Consider the following 22,069-nt stretch of genomic DNA (forward strand, 5'->3'; position numbering starts at 1 on the left):
TTAAATTACCTCTCTGCCTTATCAGTATTGTTAAATAACCTCGGGAGAGATACCAATGAAAGCAATAAAATATGGAGTGTCCGTACTCAGTGTTGCAGTAGGACTGGCTGTTAGTGGTATGAGTATGACCGTTTCGGCGGCAGCACCAACCTTATCAGAAGCAGACTTCGAAAAAGCACAATTACATTATTTCCAGCGTTGTGCTGGTTGTCATGGTGTATTACGTAAAGGCGCTACCGGTAAAAACTTAGAACCTAAAAGCATGTTAAAAAAAGGCCAAAAGCGTCTGGAGAAAATTATCTCTCTAGGTACTGAAGGCGGCATGAACAACTTTGATGATTTGTTCTCAAAACAAGAAATCTCAAACTTAGCGACCTTTATTCAAATGACACCACCGGTGCCACCGGAAATGTCATTAGAGCAAATGCGCTCTCACACTAAAGAGTTTGTTGCTCTTAAAGATTACCCAACTAAGCCTTTGCACGGGTTAAACTGGAAAAACTTCTTCGTAGTAATCGAACGTGATGCTGGTAAAGCCGCAATCGTTGATGGTGACACTAAGAAAATTATCACTCATATCGATACGGGTTATGCGGTACACGTAATCAAAGGTACTGAGAAGCATAAGTTAGATACTGCTAAAGATGTAGGTCGTTTCTGGTACACCATTGGTCGTGACGGTAAAGTTAACAAAATCGATTTATGGCAAACACCTGAGAAGATGTTAGTTGCTGAAACTAAAATGGCCTATGACGCTCGTGATATCGCCGTTTCTGGTGACGGTAAATACGTAATTGCTGGTGGTTACTGGCCTGCGCATTTCGTTATCATGGATGCCGAAACGTTGAACCCACTTAAAGTTGTGTCAACTCGTGGTTACAACACTAAAGGTGAGTTCATTAACGAAGCACGTGTAGCTGCGGTTTACACGTCTCCTAATAAATCTGAATTTACTGTTGCTGTTAAAGAAACTGGTCAAATGTTACAAGTGGATTACAGTGACTTAGATAACTTAACTATCACAGCCATTTCGTCTTCAGAGTTCTTGCATGATGGTTTCTACGACTCAACTGGTCGTTACTTCCAAATTGCTGCTAACGCATCAAACAAAATGGTTATAGTAGATACCAAAACAGGTAAATTAGAAGCACAAATTGATGTTGATTCTTTACCACATCCTGGTCCTGGCGCTAACTGGATTGATGAAAAATGTGGTCCTGTTGGCGGTACAACTCACTTAGGTACTGGTCTAGTATCTGTTTGGGGTAACGATCCAATGAACCACCCTGAGAGTGCTTGGAAACTATGTTATGAAGTTGAAACTGATGGTGCTGGTGCATTCATCCGTACTCATGAAACTTCAGATTATGTTTGGGCTGATCAGCTGAAACACCCAGAGCCAGAAGTACAACAATCAGTACAAGTTTTCGATAAGAAAACTCGTGAGATTGTTAAGACTATCCGTGTTACTGAAGAAGAAGGTAAAGCCGCTCTTCACATGGAATTCAACTCTGATGGCACTGAAGTTTGGGTATCTGTATGGAACCGTACTGATAACTCTAACCCAACCGGTGAAATCGTAGTTTATGATGCCAAGACTCTGAAAGAGTTACACCGCATCAAAGGCTTAACTACACCAACAGGTAAGTTCAACGTGTACAACCGTATGAACCACAAAACCTAATCAGTAAATCTTACTGATAATGCGAGCATAACACTGGTTATGCTCGCACTTTTTCGCTTAATGCCAATCAGAGTAAATGATTGTTGATGGACTGATTATTTAGTCTGATTGGTATAAATTAGTACGAGTTAGTTATGGTAAATCAATCATTAAACAAACCAAGCTTTTGGTCACGTCGCCTGATCCTTGGTACCACTATTTCAGGCGCAGTGATATTTTTCGTTGTCGGCATTGTTTTTTGGGGTGGCTTTAATACCGCGATGGAAGCGACCAACACCACCGAATTTTGTATCGGTTGTCATGAAATGGAAGATAATGTTTATCAAGAATATAAACCTTCTATTCACTATTCCAACAGAACCGGCGTAAGAGCGGGTTGTCCTGATTGTCACGTACCTCGACCTTGGATCCATAAGGTAGTACGTAAAATACAAGCATCAAAAGAAGTCTTTTCCTGGTTAACCGGCAAACTGGATAGCAAAGAAAAATTCAACGAGCATCGCTTTGAAATGGCGCAAAGTGTCTGGAAGGCGATGAAAGATACCGATTCCCGAGAATGCCGTAACTGTCATAACTTTGAATCGATGAATCCGGAATTCCAAAAACCACGAGCGCGTAAGCAACATTTAAATGCGTTTGAAACCGGACAAACCTGTATCGATTGTCATAAAGGTATTGCTCACCATAATGTTCGTGATCAATTAACCGATGAACAGCTGGAAGAGCTGGAAGCGCCGATTGCCGCTTATATTCGTGAAGTGCCAGAAGAATATAAAGCAGGCTTGGCGCGCATCGAAGCAAAAGAAGCTGCGATTGCCGCTGAGAAAAAAGCAAAAGCAAATGCAGAGAAAGAAAAGGTACAATTGCAAATTGAACAGGCGGTTGCCTCTGCATTAGCAAGTGCGCAAACGAGTGGTACGAAATCTGCTACCAGCAAAAGCGCAGCAAAAGCGAAGCCGACAGCCAGCCTGAATGTTGACTGGAAAAAAGCCAGCTCAACCGATATTAGCGTATTCTTCCCGGGTACTGCCTCTATCGAGTGGGTTTTAGGTCGTAAACATGGCGGCAAACGTGCCTTTACCAAAGGTGATCGTTGTATCGAATGCCATAGTGAAGAAATTGCCGATATTGGTCAATTGATTGTTAGTGGTGAAAGTGAGAAAGAACTTGAGCCGAATATCATTCCAAATAAGCGTGGCAGTATCGACGTTAGTATCGCCGCAACTCATGACGATGAAAATCTGTTCTTGAAATTTAGCTGGCCTGATGGCGACCATGCTCCGGCACCATTTGTTGACGGCGGTAAAATGGACCCTGACAACAAAATGAAACTGGCGTTTATGATAGCAACCGACGACGTTGAATATGCCGATCGCGCCGGTTGTTGGGGAACGTGTCATGCCGATGCCAACTCAATGCCATTTGCACCTGAGCAAGATACCTTAACTGGCAGTGAACTCGCTAAGCGCCTAGACTTTAATAATGGTGTAACCAAATACCTTAAAGAGAGTCGCAGTAAACTTGAGCTCAAAGGCCGAAGAGGTAAAGCGTTAGGTGGTTGGGATAAGCTGAAAAGTGAAGAAGAAATTACCGAATACCAGCAAGCTCAACAATTTATGGACATAGTGCGCTATAAATCGGGCAGCAAACAAGTGGAAGATGGCCAAATATTAGCACAAAGAAAAATGCATGGTGGCCAGGGAGCGCAAGCAGTTGCTAATCTTAGCAATGGTACCTGGACGGTAGAAATTAAGCGTAAGCTTAAATCTGCTAAAGCAGGTGACGTTTCTATCGAAGCCGGTAAAGTGTATAACTTTGGTTTTGCCATCCACGACGATTACTCTGATGCTCGTTATCACCACGTATCCTTTGGTTATAAACTGGCTTTAGATAATTCTGACGCGGAAATTAATGCGACTAAGCAATAATTTTTAAATTTGCCTTACTCGTTCTGAAATAAGTTCAGAACGAGCAAGGCAAGATTTAAAAATCAGGAGAGTTAACGATGTGGCATGCGTTTATCAAATTAACCGCCATGATTTTTCTTGCTGTTTTCAGTACTAATTTGATCGCCAAGGATATTGTCGTTGAAATTTATAAGAAGAAGTTTATTCCGGCTACCGTTACTGTGGCGCCCGGTGATAAGGTGATCTGGAAAAACATTGAAAAACGTCAATACCATAACGTTTGGTTTAAACAGTTTTATCAGGAAGAACCGGATTATCTATTCCCTGGCGACAGTTATGAACAGGTGTTTAATGACGTCGGCGAATTCCCTTACGAATGTGGCCCACACCCGAAAATGATCGGCGTGGTTATCGTCAAAAAGTAATACCATTCAAGGCGCCACTTGCCCGAAGAAAAATAACCGTAAGAAAATACGGGTATTTTGTAAAAAAGTGATCTTAAACAATAAATTAGATCCATTTTATTGATAAATTTTAGCCACTGTTTAATTACTACGCTGAAGTTTGCCAATGAAAAATATTACCTTATTGCTCGCCTGTTGCTGCTTTGTTGCCAGCCTGAATTTTAATTCAGTTATGGCTGCTCCCAGCAAATATGTGAATCAAACTGCCGAACCAACACCCTCTGCAAAAGCGTCCTCAGCAGCACTAAGCAAACAACGCAAAAACGATCTGTTGCACTTGGTCAAACAAGATTGTGGCTCTTGCCATGGCATGACCTTAAAAGGTGGCCTGGGCCCGGCATTATTACCAGCAGATCTTGTCAACAAACCGGAATATTTTCTTACCATTACCATTCTTGAAGGTCGTCCTGGCACGGCTATGCCGCCATGGAAAGACATTTTAAGCGAACAAGAAGCGCAATGGATCGCAGAACAATTGCTACAAGGGCTAGATCATGAACAAAACTAAAATACAGTTTTTAACCAGCTTGGTAATACCTTGGTTATTATTGGGTTGCCAGCAGGTAACTAAGACTACCGAGATAAGCAAGAGTGTTAGCAGCACAGAGCAAGCAGCAGAAGCTAATTTAAGAGCGACCGGCGACCTCGGTCTGGTTATCGAACGCGCCACCGGGAAAGTGCAAATTGTCAACCATAGTGGTCAGCAAAGCCTGGCACAAATTGATGGCTTAGGCGATTTATCGCACGCTTCAATTGTTTATTCACGTGATCAGCGTTTTGGTTTCGTTTTTGGCCGTGACGGCGGCTTAACCAAAGTCGACTTGCTCACCAGCAAAATTGATAAACGCGTTATTCAATCGGGTAACAGTATTGGCGGTGCCATTAGTCAAGACGGTAAGTTTGTTGCGGTTTCTAATTACACACCTGGTGGGGTGAAAATCTTTGCCACTGACACATTAGAACTCGTTGCCAATATTCCGGCGACTGAGTTGCCTGACCATCCAAGAAATAAAGATGGTTCAATCAAGCGTTCAAAAGTGGTTGGTCTGGTGGATGCCCCAGGACAAAAATTTATTTTTAGCTTGTTTGATAGCCATGAAATATGGATTGCTGACCTGTCGCAATACGGCTTGTCAGAAGAAAAGGTCAAAATCACTAAGTATACCGACATCGGCCTCAACCCTTATGACGCACTAATCAGTCCTGATGGTCGTTTCTATATCGCCGGCTTATTTGGCGAAGATGGTATGGCGTTAGTGGATTTATGGTCTTTGGATAAAGGCGTTAAACGCATTCTTGGTAATTACGGTAAAGGTGAGAAAAAGTTACCGGTTTATAAAATGCCTCACCTTGAAGGTTGGGCTATTGCCGGAAACTATGCCTATGTACCTGCAGTAGGCTTGCACCAAGTATTGATCATTGATACCAACACCTGGCAGCAAGTTGGCGCTATTGATGTGCATGGTCAGCCGGTATTTGTGATGGCGCAACCGGATAACCGCCAAATTTGGGTAAATTTTGCTTACCCGTTAAACGATACAATTCAGGTTATCGACAGTAAGAGCCAGACGCTTGCCAAAACCTTAACCCCAGGTCCAGGTGTACTGCACATGGAATTTACCCCTAGAGGTGAGCATGTGTGGATGTCGGTACGTGATAGCGATGAAATTCAAATTTATAATAGTCAGAATTTTGAGTTGCTCAAAACCTTACCAGCAGAAAGTCCAAGCGGTATCTTTTTTACCAACCGTGCGCACCAAATAGGGTTGTAATGATGACAGCTAGACAAATCACCAGCGAAACTAAAGTGGATAGTTTAAGCCAACAGATAATCAATGCGTATCAAAAAAACTTTCCGCTGTGTTCAAGACCGTTCTTGCAGCTGGCGGAGCGTTTTAATGTCAGCGAAGAGCAAATCATTGCGCGCATAAGCTTGTTGCAAGAGCAACAAATATTATCGCGCCTGGGGCCGGTATTTAACCACAAACAAGCCGGTGCCAGTACGTTAGCGGCATTGGCAGTTCCCGCAGAACGCCTGGATGAAGTTGCCGACATGGTAAGCCAGTTTAAACAAGTCAATCATAACTATGCGCGTGAGCATCAATATAACTTATGGTTTGTGGCTACCGCCGCCAATGAAAAAATGTTGCAGCAGTGTTTAACCCATATTCATCGTGAAACCGGCTTTGAACCGTTAATCTTGCCGATGGAGCAGTCGTATCATATCGATCTGGGCTTTGAAGTCGATTTCAGCGAGGCCGAGGTGAATAAACATGAGCACTAATGCCATCGCATTTTTAAACAGTGAGAATCCAGAGCTGAGCATCGAACAACAATTGCAGTTGTTTAATGCCATCGAATCTGGCTTGCCACTGGTAGCCCAACCTTATCTGGCTTTGGCAGAAGAGATTGGTGTTAGCGAAGAACAAGTGATTGCAATGATAACAGACTGGCAGCAACAAGGTTTGATCCGTCGTTTCGGCCTTGTTATTCGTCACCGTAAACTGGGCTATGTCGCCAATGCCATGGTGGTTTGGGATGTAGAAGATGAGCAGGTTGACGCCATTGCCGAAATTCTAGCCGAGCAAAAAGTAGTGACTTTATGTTATCGCCGCCCGCGAGTATTGCCGCATTGGCCATATAATTTGTTTTGTATGGTACATGGCAAAAACCGAGATCAGGTTGAAGCTCAACTTGCCCAAATTTGTCAGCATAGTGAATTGAAGTCGCTGTCGAAAAAGTTACTGTTTAGCAACAAAGCCTACAAACAACGCGGCGGTCGCTATCAACATCAGCTTGCAACTTAAGGAAGAATTATGGATGCGCTAGATAGAAAAATATTAAATCGAACCCAGCTCGGTATTCCGGTATCCGATCAGCCATTTGCTGATATTGCCAATGAGCTCGGTTGTGATGAACAGCAAGTTATCGATAAACTTCAAACCATGCTTGATGACGGTTTATTAACTCGTTTTGGCCCGATGTTTGACGCTGCCAGTTTAGGTGGAGCCTTTACCCTGTCAGCCATGATAGTGCCAGAAGAAAGGTTCGGTGAAGTGAATGATATCGTTAATGCCTTTAGTCAGGTTGCTCACAACTACAAACGCCAACATACGTTAAATATGTGGTTTGTCGTCGCCTGTGAATCGCAACAAGAAATTCAAACCGTGATTGCTGATATTGAACAACAAAGCGGTCTACAAGTATTTGATTTCCCTAAGCAGGAGGAGTTTTATGTCGGACTCTACTTACCCGTCTAAACAGCAACAATCAGAAAATTTAACTGAGCTCGAGCGACAATATATATTATTCACCCAAAATGGCATGCCGTTAGTCAGCAAGCCGTACCATCACCTTGCCGAGCAGCTAAAAATTAGTGTTGAAGACACTCTGGCGATGACAAACGACTTGCTTGCGCGCGGTGTTATCCGCCGAATTGCTGCGGTTCCGAACCACTACCGTGCCGGTTATACCTTTAATGGCATGACAGTATGGGATGTTAAGGATGAGGAAGTGCAAACATACGGGAAATTACTCGGCCAGTTACCGTTTGTCAGTCATTGTTACCGTCGACCAAGACGCTTACCCGAATGGAATTTCAATTTGTTTGCGATGATCCATGGTAAAAATGAACAACAAATTGATGAATACCGAATCCAGATCAAAAAACTGTTGGAAGATGTGTTGCAAACTAGTGCGAATAGTTCAAATGAAATGCTAACCAGCAGTAAAATATTGAAAAAGACTGGCTTGCGTTTGAAAGCCAAATAAGGAAAAACGATGTTTAGAATCTCGCAATTACTGAAAACCGTATACGATGACGCTCCAGTAAATAAGGCGGCGAAAATGCCAGGTCCAGTTGTGATTTGGAATTTAATCCGTCGTTGCAATTTGCAATGCCAACATTGCTATTCAACCTCTCTGGATATCGATTTTAAAGACGAATTAAACACCGAACAAATTAAAGCGACTATCGACGATTTAAAAGTGGCGCAGGTACCGGTATTAATTCTTTCTGGTGGTGAGCCACTGCTGCGTCCGGATATCTATGAAATTACCGCCTATGCCAAAGCGAAAGGTTTTTATGTTGCTTTATCTACCAATGGCACTTTGATCAACGAAGACAATATTGAACAAATCAAAGCCGCTGATTATCAATATGTTGGTATCAGCATTGATGGATTAGAAGAGTTTCATGATAAATTTCGTCGTCAACAAGGCAGCTTTAAAACCTCTATGCATGCGTTGAAGCTGTGTAAAGATGCGGGCATAAAAGTGGGTATGCGTTTATGTCTTACCCGCGAAAACTATAAAGATTTACCGGCGATACTCGATCTGATGGAAGAACATCGCATCGATAAATTTTACTTATCGCACCTTAATTACTCTGGCCGTGGCAAGCGTAGTGCTGAGAATGATGCGATGTTTGCGATGACCAAAGGGGCGATGGAGCAGTTGTTTGAACGTGCCTGGTCACATTTAGAACAAGGCATAGACAGCGATTTTGTTACCGGTAATAACGATGCCGATGGCCCGTTTTTACTGCAATGGGCCGAGCACAAGTTTGGCGATAAATACCCGCAACGCGTGGCCAATTTAAAACAACGGCTAATTAACTGGGGCGGTAATGCCAGTGGCGTTAATGTGGCCAATATCGATAATACCGGCGTCATTCATCCGGACACTTATTGGTGGAACCACCCGTTGGGTAACGTCAAGACCGAAAAATTTTCAGACGTTTGGAAAAATACCCAAGACCCGTTAATGCTGGGTTTCAGACAAAGTCCAAGACCGGTAACCGGTCGTTGTGCAAGATGTGAATATTTAAATATTTGTGGTGGCAATACTCGCACCCGCGCCTTCGCGCAATCAGGTGATGTTTGGGCAGAAGACCCGGGCTGCTACTTAACCGATGAAGAAATTGGCGTTGCTGCAAGTGCGCCTGAAGCGATTGCAGTAACCAATATATAATTAAACAGAGAGCTTGTTATGACAAATCTTCTTAATAAAATTTTACCACGTGCTACCTTTGCCAAAGGTGAAGTTGCACTCGTTGGTGCCGGACCTGGTGATCCTGAACTGTTGACCGTAAAAGCGCTGCGCTTTATTGCCCAGGCGGAAGTGGTTATTTATGACCGACTGGTAAGTGATGAAATTATGGCGTTATTGCCAGCTGATTGTGAGCGTTTTTATGTGGGCAAAAAGCAAGCTCAGCATTGTGTGCCACAAAACAATATCAACGAAGTGTTGGTGCAATACGCCAAGCAACACAAGCGGGTATTACGGTTAAAAGGCGGTGATCCGTTTATTTTTGGTCGCGGTAGTGAAGAAGCAGAGCATCTGTTAAACCATGGCATTAGCTGTCATGTGTTATCTGGTATCACCGCCGCATCGGCGTCTACCACTTATGCTGGTATCCCACTCACCCATCGTGGTGTTTCCCAGTGTTGTACCTTCATCACCGGCCATTTACAGAATGATGGTCAGCTAGTATTGCCTTGGCAAAGTTTGAATAATGACAATCAAACGGTTGTATTCTATATGGGCATTAGTGCGGTGAAAATGATCTCAGAAAAACTGATCGAACATGGTCGTGCGGGAACTACCCCGGCTGCGATCATTCGCCAGGGTACTCGCCCGGATCAGCAAGAGTTTAGAGGCACCTTAGCTACACTAGAACAAATGGTGATTGAGCATGATATTAAACCACCAGCCTTGATTGTGGTGGGTGATGTGATTAATCAACTCGACCCGAAACATATTGCCGGTGGTGGTTATTTTCAAGCCGAAGCGATAAAACAAATGCCAGAATTATCTGTGGGATAGGAATTACTGATGAGCAAGAACAGCCCCTTTTATAGTGCACTGATCGCCGCTGCAACTTTGCTTTTAAGCCAAGCGGCAATGGCCCATGTTGAGAAAAGTGTTGAGCAAGATGCGAAGCAAAAAGATAAGCAATCGGCAGAGCAGTTATACCAACAACATTGTCAGAGCTGTCATGGTGTGGATCGAATGGGCAGCATGGGGCCGGCATTATTCCCGGAAAATTTATCGCGCTTGCGCAAAAATAAAGCAAGTGGAGTTATCAGCAAAGGGCGCATTGCGACCCAGATGCCAGCGTTTGAGAAGACATTATCAAAAGATAATATCGATAAATTAGTCGACTACATTTACACCCCGGCAGAAACGGTTCCACAATGGACATTGGCCGATATCAATGCCACGCATATTCAACACTTTGACCAAAACAAATTGCCAAATACTCCGCAATTTGACGCCGACTTGATGAATCTGTTTATTGTCGTGGAGCTTGCTGATCACTCGGCAACCTTGCTTAATGGCGATACCTTTGAGCCGATCACTCGCTTTAAAACGCGCTTTGCCTTACATGGCGGCCCTAAGTATTCACCGGATGGCCGCTTTGTCTATTTTGCCTCGCGTGATGGTTGGATCAGTAAATACGATATTTACAATATGAAAACTGTAGCGGAAATTCGCGCCGGTATTAATACCCGTAATTTGGCGGTATCAAGTGACGGCAAGTACGCAATAGTGGGTAATTACCTGCCTCATAATATCGTGATTTTGGAAACCGAAACTCTGACTCCGATTAAAGTGGTGGCAACGAGCGACAAAGATGGTAAAACGTCCCGCGTTAGCGCGGTATACAATGCACCACCAAGAACCAGTTTCATCGTCGCCTTAAAAGATGTGAAAGAAGTGTGGGAAATTCCATACAGTGATGCCGGTGGCGTTGATGTGTATAAAGGTTGGGCGCATGACTATCGTAAAGATGGTGGTGAAGGCAAACTGGAGAACTGGAAAAAAGACGAGCAGTTCCCAATTCGCCGCATAACCACTGAAGATTACTTGGATGATTTTTTCTTTGACCCGGACTACATTAATTTAATTGGCGCCTCACGCGATAGCCAAAACGGGCAAGTGATTAACCTGGATGCGAAAAAGAAAGTCGCCACCATAGAAATGGCCGGCATGCCACACTTGGGCTCAGGCATTACCTGGGATTATCAGGGCAGGCAAGTGTTTGCTTCACCGAATATCAAAGATGGTCGGGTAACGGTTATTGATATGGATAACTGGCAGGTGATCAAAGAAATCAAAACCGAAGGCCCGGGTTTCTTTATGCGCAGTCACAGTAAATCGCCTTATGCCTGGGTGGATGTATTTTTTGGTCCGAACAAAGAAAAAGTACATATCATCAAAAAGAATACCTTGGAAATTGTTAAAACCATCGCGCCGGCACCCGGTAAAACCGCCGCGCATGTTGAATTTACCAAAGACGGAAAATACGTATTGTTGAGCATTTGGGATAACGATGGCGCGGTAATTGTGTATGATGCTAATACCTTAGAAGAAATTAAGCGTTTACCTATGAAGAAACCTTCTGGAAAATATAACGTTTATAATAAAACGCACTATGAGCGTGGAACTAGCCATTAACAGCAAGATGAGATAATTGCTGATTTAATCGCGCTAGCAAAGTTTTTGGAGAAAACATGAATTACTTCCCAATTTTCCTTGATGCGAAAATGATCAGTGTATTGGTTGTTGGTGGCGGCGAAATTGCCGGCGCGAAAATTGATTTACTGATAAAAAGTCCGGCTAAGGTGACGGTAGTGTCGCCAAAAGTGTCAGCCAATATACAGGCGCTAATTGATGATGATAAAATTGCCTACATCGATGGTGTATATGAAAAATCACAACTGGCAGGGAAACAGCTGGTCTTTGTTGCCACGGAAAATCGCAGTTTAAATGAACAAGTGAACCTGGATGCGCGCGAGTGTGGTGTGCTGGCCAATGTGGTGGACAACGCCGATTTGTGCCACTTTATCACGCCAGCAATCATCGACCGTTCGCCTATGGTGTTTGCCATGGTAAGTTCAGGTCAGTCACCTGTATTGCTGCGTTATTGGCGCGAGAAACTGGAAACCATGATCCCGCAATCGTTAGGGAAACTGGCAAGCTTTGCCGGAGCAAAACGCCAGGCGGTGAAAGATCACTTTAGCAATTTTGCCAACCGTCGCTTGTTTTGGGAAAGTTTCTTTACCCATACCGGTATCGAACAAGGCAAAGATCTTGAATCTACATTTAATGCTCAGCTTGCCAACAGTAAAGACGAAGCCAAAAATCAAGGCGAGTTATTGCTGATCGACGCTCCGGCTCATCCGGATTTACTAACGCTAGGCGCAGTAAGGAATATGCAAAAAGCGGATAATATTTTGCATGATGCCAACGTTGCCGCGAACATTATCGATTTGTGTCGCCGAGATGCGCCGAAAGCGATTAACAATGATAGCAACATTGCAGAAACCCTGGCATTACTGCAACAAGGTAAACGCGTGTGTTATTTACACCTTGGCGATGTCGCAGCAGCTCATCCTTTACTTACGGCAGCAGAAGACAAAAATTACCCGATTTATCGTTTCAATTGCGCTCGCCGATAATTCAACCTTTTCCTATTTATCCCTAGCTCAGGTTATTTAAAAGCCAGAAATTAGTCACGCTAATCTCTGGCTTTTTTACGTTCTTAGCTAAATCCCCTCACTTTTGTTGTTCAGATTTTCCCAAATCGAGCAATTACATACGTATGCACGGCAAATTTGCCATGCATACGTATGTAGTCATTTGCACCTAATTGTTAATTTATCGTAACTTTATAGACAGATTATTAAATTGCCGATTTTATCGATAACCGCTGAAAAAACGAAACCGTTTTAATGCATTGAAGCGCGGTTGTTAATTTATACCTACGGGTATTACCCAATATTAAGCAACACGGATTGGTTTTGCTTAATTTCAGAAGAGACCAAATGATTATGGCGACAGCAATTAAAAAGCCGTTAACTGCAGCACAGTTTAAAAAGAAAGTGTTACAACACTTGAACTTCACTTCTTCGCAAGAAGATTTAGCGCAAAACCCTACAGCGGTGTTAAAAGCGGTGTGTTTAACCGTTAATGAAGTGGTCTACGAAAAGCTGACCGAAACCAATAAATATCATAAAGAACAGCAAAGTCGTTCGATTAACTACTTGTCATTAGAGTATTTAATGGGGCGGATGTTATCGAATAATCTGCACAATTTGGGCTTATTTGACGTTGCCCAAAAAGCGGTCGCCAGCCTGGGTTTTGAAATAGAAGACATTTTTGAAGAAGGTCATGACCTGGCCTTAGGCAATGGTGGCCTGGGCCGTCTTGCCGCTTGTTTTCTTGATTCGCTTGCCACCATGGACTTTAACGCCGTCGGTTACGGTATCCACTATGAGCACGGTTTATTCAAACAACAATTCCATCAGGGCCGACAAATTGAAACTCCCGACGAATGGCGTGAATACGGCAATCCGTGGGAAGTGTGCCGCCCGGAAGCGGTACAAGAAATTCCACTGTTTGGCCATGTTGAAACCGTTGTCAATAGCGATGGTAGCGAGAACAAACATTGGCATGCCAGCCAAACCATTAAAGGTGTGCCTTGGGATGTTCCGATTGTTGGTTATAACTCGAAAACCGTGAACGTATTGCGTTTGTGGGAATCGCGCGCGTCGAGTCACTTTGACTGGCAGCAGTTCAACTCTGGTGCTTATCAAGATGCGCATTCGGCGCAAAACCAGGCGGAAACGATTTCAAAGGTGCTTTATCCGAACGATGAAACCGACGCCGGTAAAGAGTTACGTTTTATTCAGCAGTATTTTTTCTGTACCTGTTCGATTAAAGACATCATCAAGCGTTACTTTGAGCAACATGGTGATGACTGGTCACAATTTGCCGATAAGGTGGCGATCCAATTAAACGATACTCACCCGACTATCGCCATTTTAGAGTTAATGCGCACCTTAATTGATGATTATGCCTTTACCTGGACGGATGCTTTTGCCATGTGTCGTAAGGTGTTTGCTTATACCAATCACACGTTATTGCCAGAAGCGCTAGAGAAATGGTCGGTGGCCTTGTTCGACAAGGTGTTACCACGTCATCTAGAGTTGCTTTTTTCGATCAACGAATATTTCCTCAATGAAGAAGTGTCAAAGATGTGGCCAGGCAATGAGCAAATGCGTCGTCGTTTATCGTTAATCGAAGAAGGCGAAACACAAATGGTGCGTATGGCACACTTGTGTGTGGTCACTTCGTTCAAGGTCAATGGCGTGGCCCAAATTCATTCCGATTTGGTGAAAAGCGACCTGTTCCCCGAGTTCGATACGTTATACCCGGATAAATTAACCAATGTGACCAATGGCGTAACGCCGCGTCGTTGGCTAAAAGCCTGTAACCCTGAGTTGTCTAAATTACTCAGCAGTAAAGTAAAAACTGATTGGGCGAAAGATTTAACAAGCCTTGGTGATGTCGCAAAGTTTGCAGACGATGAAAAATTTCAACAGCAATTCATGCAAATTAAACGCAACAACAAGGTCAATCTTGCCGAAGAAATCTTGGCAACTACTGGGGTTGAAGTGAGTCCAGATGCCATCTTTGATGTACAAATTAAACGTTTGCATGAATATAAACGTCAGCATTTAAGCTTTTTGCATATTTTGGCGCTATACCGTCGTTTACTGGCCAATCCAGATTACGATATGCACCCGCGTGTTTATATCTTTGGCGCCAAAGCGGCTCCGGGTTACTACCTGGCGAAAGAGATCATTTATGCGATCAACAAAGTGGCTGAAAAAATCAATAATGATGACCGTATCCAGGGCAAGTTGAAAGTGGTATTTATGCCGAATTATCGGGTAACCCTGGCGGAGAAAATTATTCCTGCCGCCGATGTGTCCGAGCAAATTTCTACCGCCGGTAAAGAAGCTTCAGGTACCGGCAATATGAAGCTAGCGCTTAATGGTGCCGTTACTATCGGTACGTTAGATGGTGCCAATGTTGAGATTGCCGAAGAAGTGGGCGACGACAATATTTTCATCTTTGGTAATAACGTAGATCAGATCAAGGTGTTAGAGCAACAAGGCTACAACCCTTACGATTACTACCATAACAATGAAGAGATTAAAGCCTGTTTAGACTGGTTACATACGGATTATTTCACTCCGGGCAACCCGGGTGAATTATCGGCAATCGCTAACAGTTTACTCGAAGGCGGCGATCCGTACCGTTTACTGGCTGATTTTGCCGACTATGCCAAAGCCAATGAAGCACTCGATGCCGCCTATAAAGATACCAAGCGCTGGGCGCGGATGGCGATCATCAATACCGCGCAAATGGGTAAGTTTACTTCCGACCGGTCGATTCAGGATTACGTCGATAATATCTGGAAATTGACGCCAATTGGCGAGGAATCATAGCGCTTAGTGCAGACGCTAAGTTCAGGAATAGATTTATGCAAAACGATATTCGAGCCACAGCTCAGGCTACAACCAAAGTAAAAGCTAAGGCAAAAGTTCAAGCCACAACTGAGACAAAAGTTCAGGCCGAAACTATTGCCGAAGTTATGCCCGATATCAGGGCGATAAGCAACGCCAACCATAGCAACCCGTTTGGGGTGTTAGGCATGCACGCCAATGCTGAGGGCTATTTGCAAATTAATGTATTCCAGCCACAAGCGAGTGCAGTCGCGCTGGTCGATGGTCAAGGCAAGGTCATTGCCAAGCTGGAACAGCTCAATGACAGTGGCTTTTTTAGTAAAGTAACGCGTCGCAAAAAATCGTTTAGCTACCAATTGAAAATCACTGACGGTCAGGGGGAACGGATAATTACCGACCCTTATGGCTGTTCGCCGCTGTTGACTGATTTGGATGTGTATCTGTTTAATGAAGGTAAACATAAAACCTTACACCACACACTGGGCGCCCACTGCGTAGAACATGACAACCGGAAAGGGGTTTCGTTTATTGTATGGGCACCCAATGCCAGCCATGTCAGTGTGGTCGGTGATTTTAATCACTGGGATGGTCGTCTGCACGTGCTGCGCAAGCGCCTGGAATGCGGCCTTTGGGAAATCTTTATTCCAGAAAACGCTAGCTATTCACCCCTTACTGCCGGCAGTAATTACAAATTTGAAATCAAAGACAGTTCCGGACATTTGCTGCCGTTAAAGGCCGATCCGTTTGGTGTGCAAGCACAGTTTCGTCCTGAGACGTCCTCGGTGGTTAGCGGGGAATGTAATTTTGACTGGCAAGATCAGCAATGGCTGAGCAGCCGCGAGTTACGTAACTCGCGCAACAGTGCCATTAGTATTTATGAATTGCATTTAGGCTCGTGGCAACGCGATACCAATAATAACTTTTTAAACTATCGTGATATCGCTGACCGGTTGATCCCTTACACCCTGGATATGGGCTTTACTCATATTCAGTTGATGCCGGTCAGTGAATATCCGTTCGATGGTTCCTGGGGCTATCAACCCGTTGGTTTGTTTGCTCCTACCGCCCGTTTTGGCAGCAGCGACGATTTTAAATACTTTGTGCAAGCTTGTCATAAAGCGGACCTTGGTTTGCTGATTGACTGGGTGCCGGGTCATTTTCCAGTGGATCAGCACGGTTTAGCCAAATTTGATGGTACCTGTCTGTATGAGCATGAAGATTTACGTAAAGGTTTTCATCCCGACTGGAACACCCTGATTTATAACTTTGGCCGTACTGAAGTGGCCAACTTCTTACGTGCCAGCGCCATGCATTGGCTAGATACCTACCACGTGGATGGCATCAGAGTAGACGCCGTTGCTTCGATGTTGTACTTAGATTACAGCCGAAATGACGGTGAGTGGCTCCCGAACGAGCATGGTGGTAATGAAAATTTAGAAGCGGTGGCGTTTTTACAGGAATTTAACGAAGAGCTTTATCGCGATTATCCTGGGGCGTTCTCGGTAGCCGAAGAATCCACCTCATGGCCGGGTGTGTCAAAACCCACCATCGACGGCGGTTTAGGTTTTGGTTACAAGTGGAACATGGGCTGGATGAACGATTCCTTGAAGTACTTCAGTCGTGATCCTATCCATCGTCAACATCATCATAACGAACTCAGCTTTGGTTTGGTTTATGCGTTTGATGAAAACTTTGTCTTGCCATTAAGTCATGATGAAGTGGTCCATGGTAAAGGCTCAATACTGGGCCGTATGCCGGGTGATGACTGGCAACGCTTTGCCAATTTACGTGCATATTACAGCTTTATGTGGACTCATCCGGGCAAAAAATTATTGTTTATGGGGGGGGAATTTGGCCAACAAGGCGAATGGAATCATGAGCAGGCACTTGACTGGCATTTGTTGGAGAATCGCTACCATAAGGGCGTTCAGCAGCTAGTGAAAGACTTAAATGCTCTGTATAAAACCACCCAGGCCCTGTATCAAAAAGACTGTCAGGCAGAAGGCTTTGAATGGGTTGATCACCAAAATGCGGAACAATCGATTTATAGCTATGTTCGCTATGGCGAAGCAGGCACCAACCCGCTATTAGTCGTATGTAATTTTACCCCGAATGTTCATCATAAGTTTCGGGTAGGTACGCCAAAAGCCGGTTTTTGCGCGGAAGTGCTTAATTCTGATGCCGCCGTTTATGGTGGCAGCAATGTTGGTAACTTAGGTGGCGTAGATAGCGAAGCAACGCCGTGGCAAGGTTTTGACCAATCCATTGCAATCAGTGTGCCGCCGTTAGCAACTCTGGCGTTTGAGCTTAAGGGCTAAGTGATGCAAGTACAAACGATGCAAGAGCAAGCGGGCAAACATTATCCGCTTGGCAGCAATGTTGACGGTCAGGGCACTAATCTTGCCCTGCGGATCATTATTAATGCGCATCACCAACAAAATATACTCCATTTGCCGAAACCTCCAGGCAAATGGCGACAAATAATCAATACCGCTGATAGTAAAGCGGAAATTAGCGCCACCGAAATCGATGATTCGTTATTATCCATTGTCGGTTGGAGCCGTTCAGTGCTGACTTATAGCCATTTAGACACTCAGGGATTACCATTATGACTCCACTTCAACAACTTGCCGAACAGGTAGGTTTTCATCCGAATTATAAAGACAGCTATGGCAACATTGTCCATGCCAACATTGACGCGGTAACAAGTTTGCTAGTGGCGATGGGTTACGACTTGAGTACTGATCAGAAAATTTTAGCTAGTGCCGAACAATTGCAGAATCGCTCGTGGTTATCATTGAGCCCGGCAATGCAGATGGTAAAAGCGGAGGCGCCGCAACATACCGCATGGCTAAGCGTAAATGTCGCCGATGTAACGAAAGCTGTTGACTGGAAAATTACTCTCGAAGATGGCGGAGTGTTATCGGGCTCGGCAGCAGTTGCGAGTTTAGCTGTGTTCGATGAAGCTCAAGTGGGCGGTAACCACTACCAAAAATTAACCCTGGTTTTACCGAAATTAGTGGAAGGTTATCATCAGCTTACCCTGGTTCTTGGTGAGCAAACCAGTAGCAGTCATTTAATTGTTGCGCCGCAAACCTGTTTAAGCCCAAGTGAAGCGGCAAATTACCGCATGTGGGGATTGGCGGCACAACTTTACTCGGTGAAATCAGTAAATAGCTGGGGCATGGGGGATTTTGGCGACTTGAAAAATTTGGTGGTTGAATCCGCTAAACGTGGCGTTACCGCCATTGGTTTAAACCCGCTACATCCGCTGTATCCAGATAACCCAGCGCACATTAGCCCATATTCACCGACGAGTCGTTGTTTCTTAAACAGCCTTTATATCGATGTCACTAGCGTCGATAACTATGAAAGCTGTAAAGCGGTTCAAAGTTTAGTAAATAGCGAAGACTTTCAACACCATATCAGAGAGGCCAACAATAAAGAATTTATCGATTACCCTTATGCCGCGCACTTGAAGTTTCAGGCACTAGAGCTGTTATATGCTGATTTCGTTAACAAGCACCTTGCTAAAAGCACAGGCTTTGCTCGGCAGTATCAAGAATTTTGTCAGGAAATGGGTGATGATCTGCTAGAACTTGCCACATTTGATGCACTTTATGAACATTTTAGAAAAATTGATGAAAACACTTATGGCTGGAAAGCCTGGCCTGAAGAGTACCAAGATCCAGCAAGCACTGCCGTGACTAAATTCAAGCAAGAGCACAGTGAACGCATTGGCTATTTTCAATTCTTACAATTTGTTGCCGATAGCCAATTAGGCGCTGCCGCCAGGCAAACCAAAACCGATGATATGCCAATAGGTTTATATCTCGATTTAGCCGTAGGCTGTGACGGTAGTGGCGCCGAAGTCTGGGCCGACAAGCACAGCTATGTTTCTGGTGCAGCCGTTGGCGCCCCGCCTGATGCAATGAACACATTAGGCCAAGACTGGGGGCTTACGCCAATTAATCCAGTAGCATTACAAGAGCAAGGCTATTTACCGTTAGTAAAGGCATTAAGAAGCAATATGCGCCATGCTGGCGCGTTACGAATTGATCATGTGTTGGGGCTAATGCGTCAATATTGGGTGGCACCTGGCATGGCCGCTGATCAAGGTGTGTATATTACCTTCCCATTAGAAGATATTTTTCGGATTATCGCGCTTGAGTCTCGCCGTAATAACTGTGTGGTGATTGGTGAAGATTTGGGCAATGTGCCAGATGGTTTTGGCGATATCATGGCTCAAGCTGGTCTCTTATCGTATAAAGTGTTGTTTTTTGAGCGTTGGGAGTCGGGTTTGTATTTCCGACCTGAAGAGTATCTTGAACAATCTATGGTAACGGTTTCTACCCACGATTTATCAACGCTGGCCGGTTGGTGGACAGGGAATGATTTAAAATGGCGGCAAGAGCTTAACTTGTATCCCAATGAGCAAATGGGTCAGGATGAGCGATCGGGCCGAGTTACCGACAGAGAACAGTTACTCTCGGCATTAGAATTTGAAGGTGTGATAAATAAGGCTCATTTTCCACCAACGAAACCGGCTTTGATCAATGCTGAGTTATCACGAGCAGTGCAAGCGTTTTTAGCAAAAGCACCAAGTAGAGTTTTACTGGTACCCTTAGAGGATGCGTTAGGCTTGCATGAACAAGTGAACATTCCGGGGACGATCGATGAGCATCCAAACTGGCGTCGTCGTTTGCCATACACCATCAATGAATTTTGGCAACATCAGGATATGAACAACTTGGTTGGGGTGATGAACCAGGAACGCCCGAAGGGCTAAACTGAAATAGGTATGAAGATGAATAAATTGAATAAACTGGCTGTTTTAAGCTTATGCACCTTAGCGTTAACCGGCTGCGATACGGCGAAAAACAATGGCGAAAATGCGACGACAGCGCAGCAATCGCCAGAGCTGAAAATACCAGTACCACAAAGAAGCACGGCTAAAATTAGCACGCAGTTGCCGCACTACCTTGAACGGGATGTTCGTGATGAAGTCTTTTACTTCGTCATGCCTGATAGATTTCAAAACGGCGATAGCAGTAATGACAATGGCTCGAAAACGTTGCCAGAATCACAAGGTGGCTTCGATCCAACGAGCAATGGTCATTATCACGGTGGCGACATTGTTGGCTTAAAAGATAAACTGCCATACCTGCAAGATTTAGGTATTACTGCCCTTTGGATGACGCCGATCATGCGCAACCAGGCAGTACAAGGTGACAGCAGTGGTTATCATGGCTACTGGGTATTGGATTTCACCGAGATTGACCCGCACTTAGGTACTAACCAAGACCTGAAACAGTTAATTGACGCCGCCCATAAGCTTAACATTAAAGTGTTTTTTGACATCATCGCCAATCACTCGGCCGATGTGATTAAATTCAAAGAATGTCATGGCGAAGACGGCCAGCAATGGTTAGGAAAAACGCCTGGCCTGTGTGATTACATTAGCAAGCAGCAGTTACAAAATGGTGAGGGCTATTCAGAGTTTGTCCCTGAGGGCCAAGAAAACCTGAAAGTACCGGCCTGGCTTAACGACACTCAGTATTACAACAATCAGGGCGACAGTACCTGGCAAGGTGAGAGTGCCGTTTATGGTGATTTTGCCGGACTCGACGATATTGATACCGCCAACCCGGTTGTAGTTGAAAAAATGATCGAATTGTTTAAAGGTGTGGTATCAGAGTTTAAACCTGACGGCTTTCGTATCGATACGGTAAAGCACGTCAATTTGGAATTCTGGACAGAATTTTCACCGGCCATAGTCGACCATGCAAAATCGATAGGCATTCCCCAATTCTTCATGTTCGGCGAAGTTTACGATTTTACACCAGAGTTTCTTAGCAAATTCACCACCCAAGGCAACTTACAGTCGATTTTAGATTTTGCTTTCCAGGGCGCCATGCAAAAAGTCCTGATTGCAGGTAAAGGCACCGACCAGTTAGAGCAGCTGTTTAATGGTGACCATCATTACCAGGATGAAGACAGCGACAGCAGCATGTTGGTCACCTTCACCGGTAACCATGACATGGGCCGCTTTGCTTATATGTTGGATAAAGAGAATCCGGATATGAGCGAACAGGAAAAACTTGCCCGCATTAAATTATCTAATGCGTTAATGTATTTCTCCCGCGGTATCCCGGTAGTGTATTACGGCGATGAGCAAGGCTTTATTGGCGACGGTAATGATAAAAACTCACGTCAGGACATGATGCCGTCACTGGTGGATATTTATAATGACGATGACTTGCTCGGTACCGATAAAACCACTGCCGATGCAAACTTCGATCAGGACCATGTGCTTTATCAAGACTTGGTAAACCTGGCTAACATCTATGCAGATCATAGCGCCTTACGCCAGGGTAAACAGCAGCAAGTATACTCGCAGGCGACCCCTGGCTTATACGCTTTTACTCGCAGCGATGAGAGCGCGGAATACTTGATCGTTGCCAACACCGCAACCACAGATCAAAGCCAAACATTTACCATGCCGCAACACGGCTATGCACCTGTGGTTTTAGCTAAAGATAAAACGGAAAATAATGGCGTCGTGACTATCAATTTAGCGCCATTAAGTTACGCGATATACAAAGCAGAAAAGTAAGCTTTAGCGCAATGTTATGAATGAATTTGAAAAGCCGAGCAATGCTCGGCTTTTTTCTGAAAAATTAATGCTATTCA

The 22,069-nt window shown here is 44.4% G+C and carries 18 protein-coding genes; all 18 read left to right on the forward strand.

The window, feature by feature from the left end:
• Positions 1-55 precede the first annotated feature (55 nt).
• The 18 genes from ND16A_RS01430 to ND16A_RS01350 all read left to right on the forward strand — a co-directional run bounded on the left by ND16A_RS01430 (position 56) and on the right by ND16A_RS01350 (position 21,992).
• Positions 56-1,684, forward strand: coding sequence for a cytochrome D1 domain-containing protein (locus ND16A_RS01430; RefSeq protein WP_033079227.1), 1,629 nt, complete (start codon positions 56-58; stop codon positions 1,682-1,684).
• Between the two features lie 134 nt (positions 1,685-1,818).
• Positions 1,819-3,612: a NapC/NirT family cytochrome c gene (locus ND16A_RS01425; protein ID WP_033079228.1), complete on the forward strand. Its 1,794-nt coding sequence runs from the start codon at positions 1,819-1,821 to the stop codon at positions 3,610-3,612.
• A gap of 77 nt (positions 3,613-3,689) precedes the next feature.
• Entirely contained in the window at positions 3,690-4,016 is a 327-nt protein-coding gene (locus ND16A_RS01420) for a cupredoxin domain-containing protein (protein ID WP_033079229.1), read from the forward strand.
• Between the two features lie 145 nt (positions 4,017-4,161).
• Positions 4,162-4,563 (forward strand): c-type cytochrome, encoded by a 402-nt coding sequence (locus ND16A_RS0119750; protein WP_235282258.1) that lies wholly within the window; start codon positions 4,162-4,164, stop codon positions 4,561-4,563.
• The gene (locus ND16A_RS01415) at positions 4,550-5,827 is read left to right on the forward strand and encodes a cytochrome D1 domain-containing protein (RefSeq protein WP_081945696.1); all 1,278 of its coding nucleotides are present in this window, start codon (positions 4,550-4,552) and stop codon (positions 5,825-5,827) included. The genes ND16A_RS0119750 and ND16A_RS01415 overlap by 14 nt, the downstream gene beginning before the upstream one ends.
• Positions 5,827-6,339 carry a hypothetical protein gene (locus tag ND16A_RS01410; protein ID WP_235282259.1) on the forward strand — a complete coding sequence of 171 codons (513 nt, stop codon included), beginning with the start codon at positions 5,827-5,829 and terminating at the stop codon, positions 6,337-6,339. The genes ND16A_RS01415 and ND16A_RS01410 overlap by 1 nt, the downstream gene beginning before the upstream one ends.
• The gene (gene ahbB, locus ND16A_RS01405) at positions 6,329-6,862 is read left to right on the forward strand and encodes a siroheme decarboxylase subunit beta (RefSeq protein WP_033079231.1); all 534 of its coding nucleotides are present in this window, start codon (positions 6,329-6,331) and stop codon (positions 6,860-6,862) included. The genes ND16A_RS01410 and ahbB (ND16A_RS01405) overlap by 11 nt, the downstream gene beginning before the upstream one ends.
• A gap of 9 nt (positions 6,863-6,871) precedes the next feature.
• Positions 6,872-7,315, forward strand: coding sequence for an Lrp/AsnC family transcriptional regulator (locus tag ND16A_RS01400; protein ID WP_033079232.1), 444 nt, complete (start codon positions 6,872-6,874; stop codon positions 7,313-7,315).
• Positions 7,290-7,826 (forward strand): siroheme decarboxylase subunit beta, encoded by a 537-nt coding sequence (gene ahbB, locus ND16A_RS01395; RefSeq protein ID WP_033079233.1) that lies wholly within the window; start codon positions 7,290-7,292, stop codon positions 7,824-7,826. Before ND16A_RS01400 ends, ahbB (ND16A_RS01395) begins: the two co-directional genes overlap by 26 nt.
• Positions 7,827-7,835: 9 nt before the next feature.
• Positions 7,836-9,026: a heme d1 biosynthesis radical SAM protein NirJ gene (nirJ, locus tag ND16A_RS01390; protein ID WP_033079234.1), complete on the forward strand. Its 1,191-nt coding sequence runs from the start codon at positions 7,836-7,838 to the stop codon at positions 9,024-9,026.
• 18 nt (positions 9,027-9,044) lie between these two features.
• Entirely contained in the window at positions 9,045-9,881 is an 837-nt protein-coding gene (gene cobA / locus ND16A_RS01385) for a uroporphyrinogen-III C-methyltransferase (RefSeq protein WP_081945698.1), read from the forward strand.
• 9 nt (positions 9,882-9,890) lie between these two features.
• Positions 9,891-11,516 (forward strand): nitrite reductase, encoded by a 1,626-nt coding sequence (locus tag ND16A_RS01380; protein WP_033079235.1) that lies wholly within the window; start codon positions 9,891-9,893, stop codon positions 11,514-11,516.
• A gap of 56 nt (positions 11,517-11,572) precedes the next feature.
• Positions 11,573-12,520: an NAD(P)-dependent oxidoreductase gene (locus tag ND16A_RS01375; RefSeq protein WP_052073317.1), complete on the forward strand. Its 948-nt coding sequence runs from the start codon at positions 11,573-11,575 to the stop codon at positions 12,518-12,520.
• Positions 12,521-12,892: 372 nt separating this feature from the next.
• Positions 12,893-15,358, forward strand: coding sequence for a glycogen/starch/alpha-glucan phosphorylase (locus tag ND16A_RS01370; protein WP_052073344.1), 2,466 nt, complete (start codon positions 12,893-12,895; stop codon positions 15,356-15,358).
• Between the two features lie 146 nt (positions 15,359-15,504).
• On the forward strand, positions 15,505-17,694 hold the full coding sequence (gene glgB / locus ND16A_RS01365; protein WP_033079322.1) for a 1,4-alpha-glucan branching protein GlgB: 2,190 nt from the start codon (positions 15,505-15,507) through the stop codon (positions 17,692-17,694).
• 3 nt (positions 17,695-17,697) lie between these two features.
• On the forward strand, positions 17,698-17,988 hold the full coding sequence (locus ND16A_RS01360; RefSeq protein ID WP_033079236.1) for a hypothetical protein: 291 nt from the start codon (positions 17,698-17,700) through the stop codon (positions 17,986-17,988).
• Positions 17,985-20,165, forward strand: a complete 2,181-nt coding sequence (gene malQ / locus ND16A_RS01355; RefSeq protein ID WP_052073318.1) for a 4-alpha-glucanotransferase — start codon at positions 17,985-17,987, stop codon at positions 20,163-20,165. Before ND16A_RS01360 ends, malQ begins: the two co-directional genes overlap by 4 nt.
• 18 nt (positions 20,166-20,183) lie before the next feature.
• Positions 20,184-21,992 (forward strand): alpha-amylase family glycosyl hydrolase, encoded by a 1,809-nt coding sequence (locus tag ND16A_RS01350; protein WP_033079237.1) that lies wholly within the window; start codon positions 20,184-20,186, stop codon positions 21,990-21,992.
• The last annotated feature ends 77 nt before the right edge of the window (positions 21,993-22,069 follow it).

The organism is Thalassotalea sp. ND16A, from assembly GCF_000764205.1.
In the GTDB taxonomy this organism is placed as follows: domain Bacteria; phylum Pseudomonadota; class Gammaproteobacteria; order Enterobacterales; family Alteromonadaceae; genus Thalassotalea_A.

Excerpts from the sequence above, each read along its gene's own strand:
- ND16A_RS01430 (WP_033079227.1), top strand. The coding sequence starts at position 56 with ATGAAAGCAATAAAATATGGAGTGTCCGTACTCAGTGTTGCAGTAGGA.
- ND16A_RS01425 (WP_033079228.1), top strand. The coding sequence starts at position 1,819 with ATGGTAAATCAATCATTAAACAAACCAAGCTTTTGGTCACGTCGCCTG.
- ND16A_RS01420 (WP_033079229.1), top strand. The coding sequence starts at position 3,690 with ATGTGGCATGCGTTTATCAAATTAACCGCCATGATTTTTCTTGCTGTT.
- ND16A_RS0119750 (WP_235282258.1), top strand. The coding sequence starts at position 4,162 with ATGAAAAATATTACCTTATTGCTCGCCTGTTGCTGCTTTGTTGCCAGC.
- ND16A_RS01415 (WP_081945696.1), top strand. The coding sequence starts at position 4,550 with ATGAACAAAACTAAAATACAGTTTTTAACCAGCTTGGTAATACCTTGG.
- ND16A_RS01410 (WP_235282259.1), top strand. The coding sequence starts at position 5,827 with ATGATGACAGCTAGACAAATCACCAGCGAAACTAAAGTGGATAGTTTA.
- ahbB (WP_033079231.1), top strand. The coding sequence starts at position 6,329 with ATGAGCACTAATGCCATCGCATTTTTAAACAGTGAGAATCCAGAGCTG.
- ND16A_RS01400 (WP_033079232.1), top strand. The coding sequence starts at position 6,872 with ATGGATGCGCTAGATAGAAAAATATTAAATCGAACCCAGCTCGGTATT.
- ahbB (WP_033079233.1), top strand. The coding sequence starts at position 7,290 with ATGTCGGACTCTACTTACCCGTCTAAACAGCAACAATCAGAAAATTTA.
- nirJ (WP_033079234.1), top strand. The coding sequence starts at position 7,836 with ATGTTTAGAATCTCGCAATTACTGAAAACCGTATACGATGACGCTCCA.
- cobA (WP_081945698.1), top strand. The coding sequence starts at position 9,045 with ATGACAAATCTTCTTAATAAAATTTTACCACGTGCTACCTTTGCCAAA.
- ND16A_RS01380 (WP_033079235.1), top strand. The coding sequence starts at position 9,891 with ATGAGCAAGAACAGCCCCTTTTATAGTGCACTGATCGCCGCTGCAACT.
- ND16A_RS01375 (WP_052073317.1), top strand. The coding sequence starts at position 11,573 with ATGAATTACTTCCCAATTTTCCTTGATGCGAAAATGATCAGTGTATTG.
- ND16A_RS01370 (WP_052073344.1), top strand. The coding sequence starts at position 12,893 with ATGGCGACAGCAATTAAAAAGCCGTTAACTGCAGCACAGTTTAAAAAG.
- glgB (WP_033079322.1), top strand. The coding sequence starts at position 15,505 with ATGCCCGATATCAGGGCGATAAGCAACGCCAACCATAGCAACCCGTTT.
- ND16A_RS01360 (WP_033079236.1), top strand. The coding sequence starts at position 17,698 with ATGCAAGTACAAACGATGCAAGAGCAAGCGGGCAAACATTATCCGCTT.
- malQ (WP_052073318.1), top strand. The coding sequence starts at position 17,985 with ATGACTCCACTTCAACAACTTGCCGAACAGGTAGGTTTTCATCCGAAT.
- ND16A_RS01350 (WP_033079237.1), top strand. The coding sequence starts at position 20,184 with ATGAATAAATTGAATAAACTGGCTGTTTTAAGCTTATGCACCTTAGCG.